Origin of the sequence: Streptococcus sp. oral taxon 071 str. 73H25AP, assembly GCF_000146755.1 — a bacterium.
Taxonomy (GTDB): domain Bacteria; phylum Bacillota; class Bacilli; order Lactobacillales; family Streptococcaceae; genus Streptococcus; species Streptococcus oralis_T.
Genome location: NZ_GL397254.1, coordinates 1,628,687 through 1,643,841, shown reverse-complemented (window position 1 = coordinate 1,643,841; position 15,155 = coordinate 1,628,687). Strand labels below are relative to the sequence as shown.

Sequence of the window (15,155 nt, the reverse complement as noted above, 5' to 3'; positions counted from 1 at the left end):
CTTTATTCTTCATCTGGTGTGAGGATCATTGGAATGATGATCGGTTCACGTTCCGTATTTTCATAAAGGAAGGGACGAATAGCGTTGACAATAGCACCATTGACAGATTGGATGCTAGCATCTTTGTTTTTCAATGCGATACGGATAGCATTGAAAAGGATGCGTTGGCTTTGACGAATCAAGTCTCCAGACTCTCTCATGTAGACAAAGCCTCGGCTGAGGATGTCTGGACCAGACAGAATCATCTGCGATTTGAAGTCAACAGTTGCGACTGCTAGAACGACACCGTCTTCGGATAGATCGCGACGATCTTTGAGGACAGCAGCGCCGATTTCACCGATACGATTGCCATCAACATAGATATCTTGAGCATTGAAGTGCCCTGCGATACGGGCAGAGTTAGCAGTGAGGGCAAGTACATCACCATTGCTCATGATAAAGATATTGTCCTTGTCGACACCTGTATCCACTGCTAGTCCAGCGTGGACTTTCTGCATACGGTATTCACCGTGGACAGGCATGAAGTATTTGGGCTTAATCAAGCGGAGCATGAGTTTTTGCTCTTGCTGACCACCGTGTCCAGAGGTGTGGATATTGTTAATCTTTCCGTGAATGACTTCGACACCAGCTTCTGAGATAATGTTAATCAACTTGTTGACGCTAGTGGTATTTCCAGGGATTGGACTAGAAGAGAAGATAACGGTATCGCCGGGTTGGAGTTGTACCTGACGGTGGGTTCCGTTAGCGATACGAGAGAGGGCTGCCATCGGCTCGCCCTGACTACCTGTACAGAGGATAAGAACCTCGCCTGCAGGGTAGTCTTTGATTTCATTTGGCTCGATAAAGGTTCCCTTAGGAGCTTTGATGTAGCCAAGCTCGATTCCGTTGACAATGGCCTTTTCCATAGAACGTCCAAAGACCGCAATCTTACGTCCAGTCTTAACAGCGGCATCTGTTGCTTGTTGGAGACGGAAGATATTTGAGGCAAAGGATGCAAAGATGATGCGTCCTTCAATACCTTGAATGATCTTCATGATGGACTGACCAACGACTTTTTCAGAGTTGGTAAAGGTTGGCACTTCTGCATTAGTTGAGTCAGAGAGGAGGCAGAGCACACCCTCTTCACCAAGGGTAGCCATCCGGTGCAAGTCTGCAGGTTCTCCAACTGGAGTGAAGTCGAACTTAAAGTCACCCGTACAGACGATTTTCCCTTGAGGAGTATGAATGACAATCCCCAAAGGCTCTGGAATAGAGTGAGTCGTTCTAAAGAAAGTTGCCTTGAGATTTTTAAAGGTCAACTCAGTGTTGTGATTGATTTCGTAAAGTTTGGCGTTGCGCAAGAGGCCGTGTTCTTCGAGTTTTCCACGGATCAAAGCCAAGGCAAGTGGTCCAGCATAGATAGGGACATTTGCTTGCTTGAGCAGGAATGGAATCCCACCGATGTGGTCCTCGTGTCCGTGGGTAATCAAAACAGCCTTGACGCGGTCGATATTGTCTACGATGTAAGAGTAGTCGGGGATAACGTAGTCGATACCCAGCAAGTCATCTTCTGGAAATTTAATCCCAGCATCAACGATAATAATCTCATCTTGGTATTCAATTCCGTATGTGTTTTTCCCGATTTCTCCCAGACCACCGATGGCAAAAACGCCGACTTCTTCAGGTTTAAGAGTGTAGGCCATATTAGAACTCCGTAATCTCGAAAGCGCCAGTTTCTTTTTCGTAATCTAGCAATTTGTCAGACAAGAGTTCGATATACTCGATGTTGTACTCTGGGCGGTTTTCTTCGACAAGTTGGCGAGCAGCGATACGGCCCTCAAGTTCTGAGTTGGCATCGATGTCTAGGTAAAGTGAGCGTGTTGTTTCACGACGTGGGCTACGTTCTTTTGTTTCTTGATAAAAAACTTTGTAAATCATATAGTTCCTTTCTATTTATAGGTCAACTTATTCCAAACTTTTAGCAGAGATTTGCTTGATTTCATTCCATTTTGTGTCTAGATTGACCTTGATTCGTTACAATTATTTCAATTATACCACAAAATGAAAAATTAGTAAAAGACGGAAATGGAGAAAGTCGGGAGGGAAAGAAGGAGCAAAAAGACAGGTAGGGCTTGGTTGGATAGCTCTAAGGTGTTATAATGGAAAGGGAAGTTTATGGATGGGAATATTTCCTATAGTTTTTAAAATAAGGAGGATTAAGGATGTTTAGTTTGTTTGAATTTGCAGTAGGGGTTCGCCTCTTGATGTTTATAGTTTTTGTAGCCTGTGTCTATGGTGGAAATCTTATTTTTACGTATCTAGAGCACCGTAAAACAAAATTCCTTTGGAAGCTTGCTTTTGTGACGCTCTATTCAATTTTTCTCCTCCTTGTCACCTACGTTGTATGGCTCGTTTTTCACTTTGGTTTAAATGTTTGAGCTCAATTATTCATCTAAATATAGAGAAAAACCACCTCATCTTGATAGATGAGGTGGTTTTTGCATTTTTCTAAAATGACATGACAATGGAATAAATGTTTGCTTTCAGAATTTACTCTTATTTTTATGTTAACAATTCTTCTGTTCAAAAATAGAGTTGAAGCATAAAAATAAAACAATACAAACAGATAGGTCAATTGGTAAGGGGATCCTAGTTATGTTTAAATCATTTAGAAGATAGAGCAAGCAATAGCCGAAGAAGAGAAAAAAGTTAACCCTTCTAAAAATGTAATTTTTATCTAGCATGACTTATCCAAATTTCTTACGAAGATCTTTCCCGATAGTGTAAGCAGCCATGAATAAAGCGATGCCAACACCTACACCAAAACCACCCTTGATTTCTTGCAATTCCTTATTAGAAATTTCACGATAGTTGTTCAAATCTTTAATCATATTAATCTCCTCCTAAAAAATAACCAGCTGCCAAACCAGAACCTATAAGTGCTGCTCCACCTGCGATAGCTTTCCAAGATACTGCTACTCCAAAGATAACCAAGGGAGCGAGACCGCCATCAATATCTGATAATTCATTTTCAGACAGGGATAAAAATTGATTATCAAGAACGTCAAAATTTGTCATTGAACTTTCCTCCTTTTTATTGTTCACTTTTATATTCGGAAAAGAAAAGGAAAAGTGAAGATTTTTTGAATTTTATTTGCGAATTGTTTTTTAGTTAAGTGTAGGCATTTTTGTTTGGGGGCAAAGAAAATTCCCATGCGTCAGCTTTTGTAGTATAATAGTAAGCAGACAAAAAGATAGGAATGTGTTATGAAAGTATTAGCTTTTGATACGTCTAGCAAGGCTCTTTCTCTCGCCATTTTAGAGGATAAGCAGGTTCTTGCCGAGACGACGATTAATATTAAGAAGAATCACAGTATTACCCTCATGCCTGCCATCGATTTTTTGATGTCGAGTCTGGATCTGACGCCCAAAGATTTGGATCGCATCGTGGTGGCAGAGGGACCTGGTAGCTACACAGGTTTACGAATTGCGGTAGCAACTGCCAAGACCTTGGCTCATACCCTGAACATTGAGTTAGTTGGGATGTCTAGTCTATTGGCTCTGGTGCCACGCCAACAAGAAGGCTTGGTGGTTCCTATCATGGATGCACGTCGCAATAATGTTTATGCAGGATTTTATGAAAATGCTCAACCTGTCTTCCCTGAAGCACACCTGTCCTTTGCGGAAGTGCTAGAAAAAGTCACGGATGCTGAACAGGTAACCTTTGTCGGAGAAGTTGGTCCCTTTGTGGAGCAGATCCAAGAACAGCTACCACAAGCTAGCTACCAAGAAACCTTGCCAAATGTAGCTAATCTAGCTCTTTGGGCATGGGACAAGAAAGAAGACTCCTTGCACGACTTTGTGCCAAATTACCTCAAGCGTGTCGAAGCCGAGGAAAATTGGCTCAAGAACCACACCGAGTCTGGTGAGTCTTACATTAAACGCTTATGATAGAAATCAAACGAATCCAAAAACAGCCTGAACTAGCTCAAGCCATCTATGCTGTCATGGCAGCTGTTTACCCAGTCAGCCCTTGGACGCTGGAACAAATCCAAGCAGACCTGTCCCAAGACCAGACTTGGTACGCTCTAGCTTATGATGGGGCAGAAGTGATTGGCTTTCTAGCTGTGCAGGAGAATCTCTTTGAGGCAGAAGTCCTGCAAATCGCTGTCAAAGGAGCCTATCAGGGCCAGGGGATTGCGTCAGCCTTGTTTACTCAATTGCCGGTAGATAAGGAAATTTTCCTAGAAGTCAGAAAGTCAAACCAACGAGCGCAAGCATTTTACAAGAAAGAAAAGATGGCGATCATCGCTGAGCGAAAGGCTTACTATCATGAACCAGTTGAGGACGCCATTATCATGAAGAGAGAAATAGATGAAGGATAGATATATTTTAGCATTTGAGACATCCTGTGATGAAACCAGTGTCGCTGTCTTAAAAAACGACGACCAGCTCTTGTCCAATGTCATTGCGAGTCAAATTGAGAGTCACAAACGTTTTGGGGGCGTAGTGCCAGAAGTGGCTAGCCGTCACCATGTCGAGGTTATTACAGCCTGTATCGAGGAAGCACTGGCAGAAGCAGGAATTACCGAAGAGGATGTAACAGCTGTGGCGGTTACCTACGGACCTGGATTGGTTGGAGCTCTGCTAGTTGGTTTGTCAGCTGCCAAGGCCTTTGCTTGGGCACATGGCCTGCCACTTATCCCCGTCAATCACATGGCTGGCCACCTCATGGCGGCTCAGAGCGTTGAGCCTTTGGAGTTTCCCTTGCTAGCTCTCTTGGTTAGCGGTGGGCACACGGAGTTGGTCTATGTTTCTGAGGCTGGGGATTATAAGATTGTTGGGGAAACTCGGGATGATGCAGTTGGTGAGGCCTATGATAAGGTCGGCCGTGTCATGGGCTTGACCTATCCAGCAGGTCGCGAGATTGATGAGCTAGCTCATCAGGGGCAGGATCTTTATGATTTCCCTCGTGCCATGATTAAGGAGGACAATCTAGAGTTTTCATTCTCAGGTTTGAAGTCTGCCTTTATCAATCTTCACCACAATGCCGAGCAAAAGGGAGAAAGCCTGTCTACAGAGGACTTGTGTGCGTCCTTCCAAGCTACTGTCATGGATATTCTCATGGCAAAAACCAAGAAGGCTTTAGAAAAATATCCCGTAAAAACCCTAGTTGTGGCAGGTGGTGTGGCAGCTAATAAAGGGCTCAGAGAACGCCTAGCAGCTGAAATCACAGATGTCAAGGTCATCATCCCACCTCTGCGCCTCTGCGGAGACAATGCAGGTATGATTGCCTATGCCAGCGTCAGCGAGTGGAATAAAGAAAACTTTGCAGACTTGGACCTTAATGCCAAACCGAGTCTCGCCTTTGATACCATAGAATAAAGAGTCAGCTTGAGGCTGGCTTTTTAACTCCGGAAAATGTCAGAATATTTTGACATAAATGTAAAAATGATGATATAATATGTAAAAATTAGGAGGTGGTCAGATGATTGAGAGAATGGAATTGGGAGAATTTTACAAGGAACTGCGTCTGGCGCGAAAACTCAAGCAGTCAGATATTGCTTGTGATGGACTGACAGCATCCCAGCTATCCAAGTTTGAACTGGGACAGTCTATGCTGTCTGCGGATAAGCTGATCCTAGCTATCCAAGGGATAAATGTGACCTTCGATGAATTTGGACACAAGCTCAACAACTATCAAGAATCCCCACACATGCGATTTGGACGAAAAGTTGTAGATCGTTTTGCCCATCAAGATATAGCTGGCTTAGAGCAACTATTAGAGGAAGTTGAGCAGGAACAGATGGCACAGACTTATCGTCGTTTAAATGCTATTGTGATTAAAAATGCTATCCATTCCTTGGATAAAAGCTATCTACTCGAAGAGGAGGATCGTGAGTTTTTGACCACCTACCTTTATGCTATCGAGTCTTGGACCTGGTTTGAACTCTATCTTTTTTGTAACACCATGCCCTTCTTGAGTAATCAGGACCTAATCTTTTTATCAACCTCTTTACTTGAAAAATCAAAGGAATTTAAAGAATTGGCACACAATAGACTGTATATGAAACAAGGGCTGTTAAATATTATCTCAGAGCTCATGGAACGCAAACTTTTTTCCTATATCCCAATCTTTGAAGCCGAGTTGGAGAGCATGCTCCGACCATACGATGTTTTTGAGAAATTATTGTGGCAGTTTTTAAAGAAGATGAGCATTTTCCTTCAAACTAAGAGGAGCAATCAAAAAGAGATTGAACACTTTATCCAATCTCTGCAAATATTAGAAAATCCACAATTAACAGCCCTTTTTGAACTACGCTTACAGCAATATAAAGAACTTATCGATTAGCTAAAGATGGGAAATGATAATAATATCAGCAACGATTGTCAATAATGCTATGATTTGTTTCTTCATTTCATGTCCTCCTACATAATGGTAACTATATTATATCAGTGAAATAATCAAATCAATCAAAATCGCAAATGTGAAATTTCCATGAGAAAAAATATCAAATATGCGATTTTCTAAAATAAGCCAATTTTCGTGTTATACTGTCCTTGTAAGACATTTGAAGCAAATCCTAGGTCGCAGAAGTGGTTTACAAATAACATAATTGAAGGAGTGTAAATGATGTTGAATTTACAATTTGCAGAAACAATGGAACTAACAGAAGTGGAGTTAGAGGCAGTTTACGGAGGAAACCTTGTGGTTAACCCAGGCAATGGTGGTGGAATTGCTTTACCGATTTGGGGAGGCGGAGGTATTGGACCAAGCCCTTACGGAGCTTTTGATTGGATGAAAGGACTCTGGGCAGGTTTGGCTGAAAGAAGACGTAAATAAAACTTAAAAGGATCAACTATGAAAGGGAAAGAAACGAAATTTTATCTAGGGACCATTTTGGTGCTTGTGTCCTATTACTTGATTTTTAATTTAGTAGTGAGATTAGAGTTTATGGATCAATTATCAGATTTTGGATTTTATGGGATTCAAATTTTATTGATAGTAATTGAAGGAATTGCTGCTACTGTGGTTCTTGTTAAGAGTCAACGTTGGAAAGAGTACGGTCGATTCCAGTTTCGTTGGTCCTATCTGGGTATCTTCTTTCTTTCCTTTATATTGATGTTTTTGTGGGTAAATATAACGACTCGGATCTTTCCCAGCACGCAAAATGGGAGTGCTATAAAAGAAACCGTAGCCAATTTGACGGGAATTAGTTATTTTGTGACACGTATTTTCTACGGCAGTCTTATTGCTCCGATAGTTGAGGAGTTAGTTTTCCGTGGACTTCTGATGACAGCCTTATCTAAATTTAAAAAGCGCTATGTTGATATAATTGTTTCCTCAACTCTATTCAGTCTTATCCATGTTTTGCAATATGGATGGGTGATAACAGACTTCATCATTTATGCAGGAGCAGGTCTGCTACTCTGCATGCTCTTTCGTTATACACGTTCAATTTATTGGTCAATGGCACTCCACATCTTGTGGAATACCTTTTTAATTATCGTGAGCTTATTGGTGTTTGGATATTAGAAAGATGAAATATGAAAAAGATAATCTCACGCTACTACCTTTTTATAGCTTTTCTACTAGTTATTGCTGACCAGAAGTTCAGTGGTCTAGTTTTACGCAGCGACCTTGTTACTGGTCTATCTGACTTTGCCTATTATCTGTCGGATATGATGTTGAATTTTCTTGTGGTTTTATTTGCTCTTATTGCTATGATTTGGTCGGGGAAATGGCAGAAAATTTAGAGGTTCCTATCTTTTTTATTCCTTTCTAGCTCTTCTTGCTTTTGTTATTTGGAATTTCGTCACCTTTTTTCTTTTCCCACCCACAAAAAATGAAATTGCTTATCAACTGGATGTTCCTACTTTTACAGGAGCTACGGCATTTTTTATGTATTTTTTCTATCCTGTGATTGCAGGTCCTATTTTTGAAGAGATGATTTATCGTGGATTGGTGATGACCGCTCTGGAAAAAGGAAAGAAATGGGGACTGGATGTGCTCGGTTCGGCTGCTTTGTTTGGAATCTTGCACATTAGTAATCATGGTTGGGTTTTGACAGACTTTTTCTCATATATGGGTGGTGGTCTCATATTTGCAGTCTTGTTTAGAGTGACAAAGTCCATTTATTGGCCTATTGGACTGCACATAGTCTACAATGGCATTGGTCAAATTTTACCGTTGCTGTAATTTTAGGTGCTCAATAATATCGGTCTATCCTTGGGGAAAAGTTCCCATTTGAATTCAAAAAGGAGTTGCGATGAAAGTATTTATTCAAAATAGAGATTTTAGGCAATTAACCATCAACCAGTGGATTTCAACGGTTGGGGATACGATTTTTTATCTTGCTTTTTTGAATTATGTGGCAGATGCTTCGTTTGCTCCCTTGGCGATTTTACTCATCACGATTTCAGAGACTGTTCCTCAAGTCCTGCAAATCTTTATGGGAGTTTTGGCTGACTTTCAACACCATCGTGTTCTAAAGTATACGGTTATTAGTCTTGTCAAATTTGTACTCTATGCTATAGTGGCACTTTCGCTTTCAGGGCGGTCCTTTTCCTTATGGCTTGTATTCTTTATTTGTTTAATGAATCTCTTGTCGGATACATTGAGTTACTTTTCAGGAGCCATGCTAACTCCTATTTTTATAAGAATCATTGGGAAAGAACATCTGACAGAAGCTATTGGCTTTAAACAATCAACAGTTAGTTTAGTTCGGACAATCAGTAATATTCTAGGAGGGGTTTTACTAGGAATTCTTTCCATTCAGTTCATTTCCTTGCTAAACGCTCTGGCGTTTCTGATAGCATTTGTAGGTATTCTCTTCATAAAAAATGATCTTTTGAAAGTTGAAAAAACAATTAACTATCAAGAAGGTCTTTCTATAAAATCGTTTTGCCAGCATTTGTTCCAATCATCAAAATTGATCTGGAATTTGGATAGAGTGATCTTCATTTTATTTATCGTCTCTATCAGCCAAGCTGTGATCAATGTCACTGTTCCTATTTCGACTCTTTTTTTAAGAAACCAACCGTTTTTGGATTTACAAACTGGTCAATCACTCGCTTTGTTATCAACACTAGAATTGTCAGCACTTATTGTCGGAAGTCTTGTAAGTGGCTATTTGAAAAATACGATTTCTATAAAAACAGCTCTATACGCTTCGGTCGTCATCCAGTTACTCCTTCTAGTAGGATTTGCCACAGTTCATTTTGGCTTGATTCTGCTTTTCAGCTCTTTGGATGCCTTCATCGCAGGAATACTCTCTCCTAGATTGCAAGAACTCGTCTTTAAACAAATACCTGAGGAGTCAATGGGAGCGGTTCAATCCTCTATTGGTGCTATTACGGTTGTTTTACCAAGTCTATTCACAATCGTTTTCGTAACGATTGCTACAAGTTTTGGGACCCTAGCAGTCAGCTTTATTCTATTGCTATTACTCCTAACCGCATTTGTCATGCTCTTGAATATTCGTGAGAGCATTTAGCGGAAAATTTGTATAATAGGTGTTTGAGACTGGATTGCCAGTCTTTTTATGATGGCCAAAATCAGCAGACTTTTTTCTCTTCTTTGAATATGTTATAATAGTCAGTGCTGTGGCTGTGATGACGAACAGACTCAATTGGAGAGAATATGAGGAGAAAGATGAAAGAAAAAGGATTCTGGGAAGGTGCACAGGCAGCCATGCCAACGGCCCTTGGTTATGTCAGTATCGGACTGGCCTGTGGGATTATCGGTGCGCCCTATGTGACACCTGTTGAGATGGGCTTGATGAGCCTCTTTGTTTATGCTGGGAGCGCCCAGTTTGCCATGTTGGCATTGATTGCAGTACAAGCGCCTGTCGCAGCCATTACTATGACAGTCTTTTTGATCAACTTGCGCCTCTTTTTGCTGAGCTTGCATGCATCGACCTATTTCCGCCATACTAGTCTCTGGCAAAATATCGGCATGTCCAGTCTCTTGACAGATGAGACCTACGGGGTTTTGATGGGAGAATTAGCCCATACAGATAAAGTCCATCCCATGTGGATGCACGGGAACAATCTCAATAGTTATGTAGCCTGGTTTGTTGGGACAGTTGCGGGGACAGCTTTAGGTGGCCTTCTTCCAAATCCTGAAGTCTTTGGCTTGGACTTTGCCCTTGTTGGGATGTTTATCGGGATTTTTACCTCGCAATTTCAGATTATGCAAAGACGGGTTCCTGTACGGAATCTACTGATGATCCTAGCCGTTGTTGCGGTGTCCTTCTTTTTGCTCTTGACAGTGGTGTCTCAGTCGCTAGCTGTTCTTTTTGCGACCTTGCTAGGTTGTACCATGGGGGTGGTCTTAGATGGTCAGTAAATATCTTTTGTTAGCCGTTATCTTTTCAGGCCTAGTGACTTGGGTTCCCCGTATGATTCCTTTCATCTTGGTCAAGTACAAGGGTTTGCCAGCTATCGTTGAGCGTTTTTTGAAGTTCTTGCCTGTTTCCATTATCTTTGCCTTGATTCTTTCAAGCGTAGTGACTGGCAAGGTTGGGAGCCTTCCTCAGATCAAATGGCTGGACTTTTTAGCAGTCTTTCCAACGGCTTGGATAGCCTTTCGCTACCGCAATCTAGTGGGGACAGTTCTTTTTGGGGTGGTCTTGATTGCAGTCTTGCGTCTGGTCTTTTAGTCAGCCATAAGAAAAACCTATCACCGAGATAGAAATCATATAATGGCGAAAAAAAATATTTTCTGTTAAGATAGTAAAGTATTCTATTTTGGAGGAAATGACATGAAAAAAATCGTTAAATATTCATCTCTTGCTGCTCTGGGACTTGTTGCCGCAGGTGTATTAGCAGCTTGCTCAGGTGGAGCTAAGAAAGAAGGAGAAGCAGCTGGTAAGAAAGAAATTATCGTTGCAACCAATGCTTCACCAAAACCATTCAACTACGAAGAAAATGGTGAGTTAACTGGTTATGAGATTGAAGTAGTCCGTGCTATCTTTAAAGACTCTGACAAATACGATGTCAAGTTTGAAAAGACAGAGTGGTCAGGTGTCTTTGCAGGCCTTGATAGCGATCGCTACCAAATGGCTGTGAACAATATCAGCTATACCAAAGAACGTGCTGAAAAGTACCTTTATGCAGCTCCAACTGCTAAAAATCCTAACGTCCTTGTAGTGAAGAAAGATGATTCTAGCATTAAATCGCTTGATGATATCGGTGGAAAATCAACAGAAGTTGTTCAAGGGACAACATCAGCTAAACAGCTAGAAGATTACAACAAACAACACGCTGACAATCCAACGGTTCTTAACTACACCAAGGCTGATTTCCAACAAATCATGTCTCGCTTGAGCGATGGTCAGTTTGACTACAAGATTTTTGATAAAATCGGTGTAGAGACAGTTATCAAAAACCAAGGTTTGGACAACCTGAAAGTTATTGAACTTCCAAGCGACCAACAACCTTACGTTTACCCACTTCTTGCTAAAGGTCAAGATGAGTTGAAAACATTTGTAGACAAACGTATCCAAGAACTTTACAAAGACGGAACGCTTGAAAAATTGTCAAAACAATTCTTCGGAGACACTTATCTTCCAGCAGAAGCTGACATTAAATAATTAAAAACACCTCTGTTAATGACAGGGGTATTTTTTATGTAAGCACATTCAAAAAATGACCTCTTTACCTCATATCCTTTGACAGAAGGCGCTTACATGGGTTATAATAGTATATAATACCTTTAAAGGAGATTGTCATGAAATATAAAAAAGTTCTATCCTCATTTACATTAGCGACTGCTTTGTTAGCAGCAAGTGCGATAAATCAGGAAGTTCAAGCTAATGAAAAGCCTGTAGATGCTAAGGAAAAAGCTGTTGCACCATCATCATCTGAAAAACAGATTACAGATGCGCAAGAGGAAGTTAAAAAAGCTCAAGCCTCTGTAGATGAAAAAGCTCCGAAAGAAGCGGAGGCTAAAAAGGATGTAGCCAAGGCTGATAAGAAGATTGCCGATACTAAGAAAGCTATTGAGATAGCTAAAAATGCTGATGCTATCATCGAAAAGGAATCAAAGGTAGCATCTGAGAAGAGTGCTGAAAAAGCGGAAGCTGACAAAGCTTTGGCAAATGCAGAATCTACAGCAACAGCAGCTAAATCTGCAGAAACAGAAGCTAAAACAGCTAGCCAATCTGCCAATGAAAAGCGTGACGCTAAAGCAGCAGAGGTAAAAGAAAAACAAGCTGAACTAGATGGCATGACTGATGAAAGTCTTAAAAATCAAATCTCTAATGCAGAAAACGAGGTTAAAAAAGCCGATCAGTCTCTTCAAGAACAAACGAAAGCAGCAAATGCAGTAGCGAACAAGATCGCAGACAAACAAAAGGAGCTTGATAATTACAAACCAACAGTTTTGAAAAAGGTCTTGAATCCAGAAGAACAAGGACGTAAAGCTCCAGCTTTTGATAGTGATTATGACTATAACAAGCAATATCGTCCTAAAGATGCCTCAGGCAATCCTTTGATGGAGAATGTTTACTTCCAAGGTGTTCGTGAAGTTGAAATAGAAGCAACTGAAGAAATGAAACGCTTCACTAAGGCTATGGCTGACTACAATGCAAATCCATCCAAATATAAAACAAGACCAGTCTTTAAGTTTGTTGTGGACAATCGCAAATTGACAGAAGCTTTCATTGAGCTAGTAAATGAACTCCGTCATGCTAATGGTGTTACACAAGACTTAGCCCTAGATGAAGCCTACATTAAACATGCACAAGAACGTTCAAATGAAATGGCTACCACTGGAGTCCTCAGCCATGATACCAAGTTATCACACCCAGATGGAGAAGATGTTCGTGTAGAAAATATTGGAATGTCTTATCTAATTCCTGGATCCGATGGTGGACCAAACTTTGTGGAAGTTAAAAACGGTCAAACGATTTATAATTTCGATAAGATCATGACTTATAAACAGTTTGCTTATCAATCACTCTTAGCTTGGTATGCAGACTTTAATAATATAAAAGGAATCGACTACGGACACCGCAGAGCCCTGCTTACACCGGTTGGAGGAAAAGTAGGTGTAGCCCAAGGAACAATTGAAGGAAAAAATCCTAATTATATTTATCATACATATATAAGTAATGCCTATACACCTGAAACAGTGAAGGAATACCGTTCTAATTTCTATGCCTTTAATGAAGACGATAAATTGCATCCGACCTTCTATGGTAAACGCATGAAGTTCTTGCCTGAGCATCACTTTGTATATGTTGAAAAAACAGTTATTGACAAATCTGCTGATCTTAAGGCTGAACTTGCATCGTTGAAAGCAGAAAAAGCTGACAAAGATGCTAAAAAAGTAGCTACTGAAACTAAAAAAGCGGACTTGTTAGCAAACTTGGATAAATTAAATAAACAAGCCAATAATTTAGTCAATGCGCGTGAACAAGTTAAAAAGGATTTGGAACAAGCTAAATCTGATTTGGCAACCTTAACTGCTGATGCGAAAGCAAAATCTGAATTAGTTGCTACAAAATCACAAGAGGCAACTAAAGCAAGCCAAAATCTAAAAGCCTTGCAAGCCAAGGTAGCAGAATTGGCTACAGCTATTAAGAATGCAGAAGAAAAACGCGATAAAGCAATGGCCTTGAAAGGTCAAGCATCAGCCTTAGAAACAACATTGAAGCAAGCAGAAGAGGATAGAGCAAAGGCTCAGAAAGTTAGTGATCAAGCAGAGGCTGAATTGAAAGTGGCTCAAGCAGCCCTAGCAGAAGCCAAAGTGAAGCTACAAGCTTTATTAGATGTACTTGAAGCAGAAAATATGCTAAAAGTGGCAGAAAAAGATGGAATGATTATTGGCCTACCAAAAAATGCACCAATTCAAGCCCCACTTCCAGAATTTGATCTTCGTAAACTTGCTGATAAACCTCAAGGTGCAGAAGCTAATAAACCTGGAGAAAAAGCTTCTACAAAAGCATTACCAAATACAGGAACAAACTCAGGTGTAGATGGACAAACGACTCTGTTCGGAGTTTACGGTTTACTTGCGAGCCTCGGCTTAGCAGGCATCGCAACACGACGCAGAAGACAAGGTAAATAATTCTTAAAAGCTATCTAGCGAGCAGCTAGCTAGCTTTTTATGTAGAGGTCCAGAAGCGAATGTCGTTTAATATTAGCTTAATATGTATAGTTTCAAACTATAGGTCTTCCTATCTATTAACAATTTGCGAAATCAAATAAAGTATGAGATACTATTACGGTATTATTTTTAAAGGAGATGGAATCATGAAAATTAAAAAATGGCTCGGTGTAGCAGCGCTTGCTACAGTCGCAGGTTTGGCTCTTGCAGCTTGCGGAAATTCAGAAAAGAAAGCGGACAATGAAACAGTTGTCAAAATTGCAACAGTTAACCGTAGCGGTTCTGAAGAAGCGCGTTGGGACAAAGTCCAAGAATTGGTTGAAAAAGATGGCATTAAATTGGAATTCACAGAGTTCACAGACTACTCACAACCAAACAAGGCAACTGCTGACGGTGAAGTTGACTTGAACGCTTTCCAACACTACAACTTCTTGAACAACTGGAACAAAGAAAACGGGAAAGATCTTGTAGCGATTGCAGATACGTACATCTCACCAATCCGCCTTTACTCAGGTAAAAATGGAGAAGAAAACAAGTACACCAAAGTGGAAGAAATCCCAGATAACGGTGAAATTGCCGTACCAAACGATGCAACAAACGAAAGCCGTGCGCTTTACTTGCTTCAATCAGCTGGCTTGATCAAATTGGATGTTTCTGGAACTGCACTTGCAACAGTTGCGAACATCACAGAAAATCCAAAGAACTTGAAAATTACTGAATTGGACGCTAGCCAAACAGCTCGTTCATTGTCATCAGTTGATGCTGCTGTTGTAAACAATACCTTCGTTACAGAAGCAAAATTGGACTACAAGAAAGCACTCTTCAAAGAACAGGCTGATGAAAATTCAAAACAATGGTACAACATCATCGTTGCGAAAAAAGATTGGGAATCATCGCCTAAGGCTGATGCTATCAAGAAAGTGATCGCGGCTTACCACACTGATGAAGTGAAAAAAGTTATCGAAGAAACATCAGACGGTTTGGACCAACCAGTTTGGTAATAAGAAACAGGGAGGTGGGAGAGAAAATTCCACCTCTTGCTTTTGTCTAGATTGTTGGT

At 40.6% G+C, this 15,155-nt stretch carries 17 protein-coding genes and 1 pseudogene; 14 read left to right on the top strand and 4 right to left on the bottom strand.

From position 1 onward, the window contains the following. Positions 1-2 precede the first annotated feature (2 nt). Positions 3-1,682 carry a ribonuclease J1 gene (locus HMPREF9189_RS10245; RefSeq protein ID WP_000331989.1) on the bottom strand — a complete coding sequence of 560 codons (1,680 nt, stop codon included), beginning with the start codon at positions 1,680-1,682 and terminating at the stop codon, positions 3-5. Between the two features lies 1 nt (position 1,683). Further along, complete coding sequence (locus HMPREF9189_RS10240; protein WP_000639582.1) at positions 1,684-1,917, bottom strand: DNA-dependent RNA polymerase subunit epsilon; 234 nt, start codon at positions 1,915-1,917, stop codon at positions 1,684-1,686. Between the two features lie 284 nt (positions 1,918-2,201). Here HMPREF9189_RS10240 and HMPREF9189_RS10235 point away from each other — a divergent pair, with 284 nt between their 5' ends. Next, on the top strand, positions 2,202-2,417 hold the full coding sequence (locus HMPREF9189_RS10235; protein WP_000492025.1) for a hypothetical protein: 216 nt from the start codon (positions 2,202-2,204) through the stop codon (positions 2,415-2,417). Positions 2,418-2,726: 309 nt separating this feature from the next. Here HMPREF9189_RS10235 and cibB read toward each other — a convergent pair whose 3' ends face one another. Both cibB and cibA read right to left on the bottom strand, forming a co-directional pair. Further along, positions 2,727-2,870 (bottom strand): fratricide two-peptide bacteriocin subunit CibB, encoded by a 144-nt coding sequence (gene cibB, locus HMPREF9189_RS10230; RefSeq protein ID WP_000588594.1) that lies wholly within the window; start codon positions 2,868-2,870, stop codon positions 2,727-2,729. Position 2,871: 1 nt separating this feature from the next. Continuing rightward, positions 2,872-3,057 carry a fratricide two-peptide bacteriocin subunit CibA gene (cibA, locus tag HMPREF9189_RS10225; protein ID WP_000180840.1) on the bottom strand — a complete coding sequence of 62 codons (186 nt, stop codon included), beginning with the start codon at positions 3,055-3,057 and terminating at the stop codon, positions 2,872-2,874. A gap of 189 nt (positions 3,058-3,246) precedes the next feature. On the opposite strand from cibA, the gene tsaB reads away from it, so the two are divergent. The 13 genes and pseudogenes from tsaB to HMPREF9189_RS10160 all read left to right on the top strand — a co-directional run bounded on the left by tsaB (position 3,247) and on the right by HMPREF9189_RS10160 (position 15,096). Then, entirely contained in the window at positions 3,247-3,930 is a 684-nt protein-coding gene (gene tsaB / locus HMPREF9189_RS10220; RefSeq protein ID WP_000865729.1) for a tRNA (adenosine(37)-N6)-threonylcarbamoyltransferase complex dimerization subunit type 1 TsaB, read from the top strand. Beyond that, complete coding sequence (gene rimI / locus HMPREF9189_RS10215; protein WP_000569812.1) at positions 3,927-4,364, top strand: ribosomal protein S18-alanine N-acetyltransferase; 438 nt, start codon at positions 3,927-3,929, stop codon at positions 4,362-4,364. The genes tsaB and rimI overlap by 4 nt, the downstream gene beginning before the upstream one ends. Then, positions 4,354-5,364 carry a tRNA (adenosine(37)-N6)-threonylcarbamoyltransferase complex transferase subunit TsaD gene (gene tsaD / locus HMPREF9189_RS10210; RefSeq protein ID WP_000655079.1) on the top strand — a complete coding sequence of 337 codons (1,011 nt, stop codon included), beginning with the start codon at positions 4,354-4,356 and terminating at the stop codon, positions 5,362-5,364. Before rimI ends, tsaD begins: the two co-directional genes overlap by 11 nt. Positions 5,365-5,467: 103 nt before the next feature. Next, positions 5,468-6,331, top strand: a complete 864-nt coding sequence (locus HMPREF9189_RS10205; protein ID WP_000572838.1) for an XRE/MutR family transcriptional regulator — start codon at positions 5,468-5,470, stop codon at positions 6,329-6,331. 282 nt (positions 6,332-6,613) lie between these two features. Further along, complete coding sequence (locus HMPREF9189_RS10200; protein WP_000933482.1) at positions 6,614-6,823, top strand: hypothetical protein; 210 nt, start codon at positions 6,614-6,616, stop codon at positions 6,821-6,823. Between the two features lie 18 nt (positions 6,824-6,841). Beyond that, positions 6,842-7,516, top strand: a complete 675-nt coding sequence (locus HMPREF9189_RS10195) for a CPBP family intramembrane glutamic endopeptidase (protein ID WP_000676512.1) — start codon at positions 6,842-6,844, stop codon at positions 7,514-7,516. 11 nt (positions 7,517-7,527) lie between these two features. Next, positions 7,528-8,179: pseudogene (locus HMPREF9189_RS10190) on the top strand (lysostaphin resistance A-like protein). Positions 8,180-8,249: 70 nt separating this feature from the next. Next, the gene (locus HMPREF9189_RS10185; RefSeq protein WP_000862374.1) at positions 8,250-9,476 is read left to right on the top strand and encodes an MFS transporter; all 1,227 of its coding nucleotides are present in this window, start codon (positions 8,250-8,252) and stop codon (positions 9,474-9,476) included. Positions 9,477-9,634: 158 nt separating this feature from the next. Next, positions 9,635-10,330 (top strand): AzlC family ABC transporter permease, encoded by a 696-nt coding sequence (locus HMPREF9189_RS10180; RefSeq protein ID WP_000659745.1) that lies wholly within the window; start codon positions 9,635-9,637, stop codon positions 10,328-10,330. Beyond that, on the top strand, positions 10,320-10,643 hold the full coding sequence (locus HMPREF9189_RS10175) for an AzlD domain-containing protein (RefSeq protein ID WP_000253944.1): 324 nt from the start codon (positions 10,320-10,322) through the stop codon (positions 10,641-10,643). Before HMPREF9189_RS10180 ends, HMPREF9189_RS10175 begins: the two co-directional genes overlap by 11 nt. A 102-nt stretch (positions 10,644-10,745) precedes the next feature. After that, positions 10,746-11,576, top strand: coding sequence for an amino acid ABC transporter substrate-binding protein (locus HMPREF9189_RS10170; protein ID WP_000724946.1), 831 nt, complete (start codon positions 10,746-10,748; stop codon positions 11,574-11,576). Between the two features lie 137 nt (positions 11,577-11,713). After that, entirely contained in the window at positions 11,714-14,056 is a 2,343-nt protein-coding gene (locus HMPREF9189_RS10165) for a CAP domain-containing protein (protein WP_000875646.1), read from the top strand. 185 nt (positions 14,057-14,241) lie between these two features. Further along, entirely contained in the window at positions 14,242-15,096 is an 855-nt protein-coding gene (locus tag HMPREF9189_RS10160; protein ID WP_000694528.1) for a MetQ/NlpA family ABC transporter substrate-binding protein, read from the top strand. Positions 15,097-15,155: the final 59 nt, after the last annotated feature.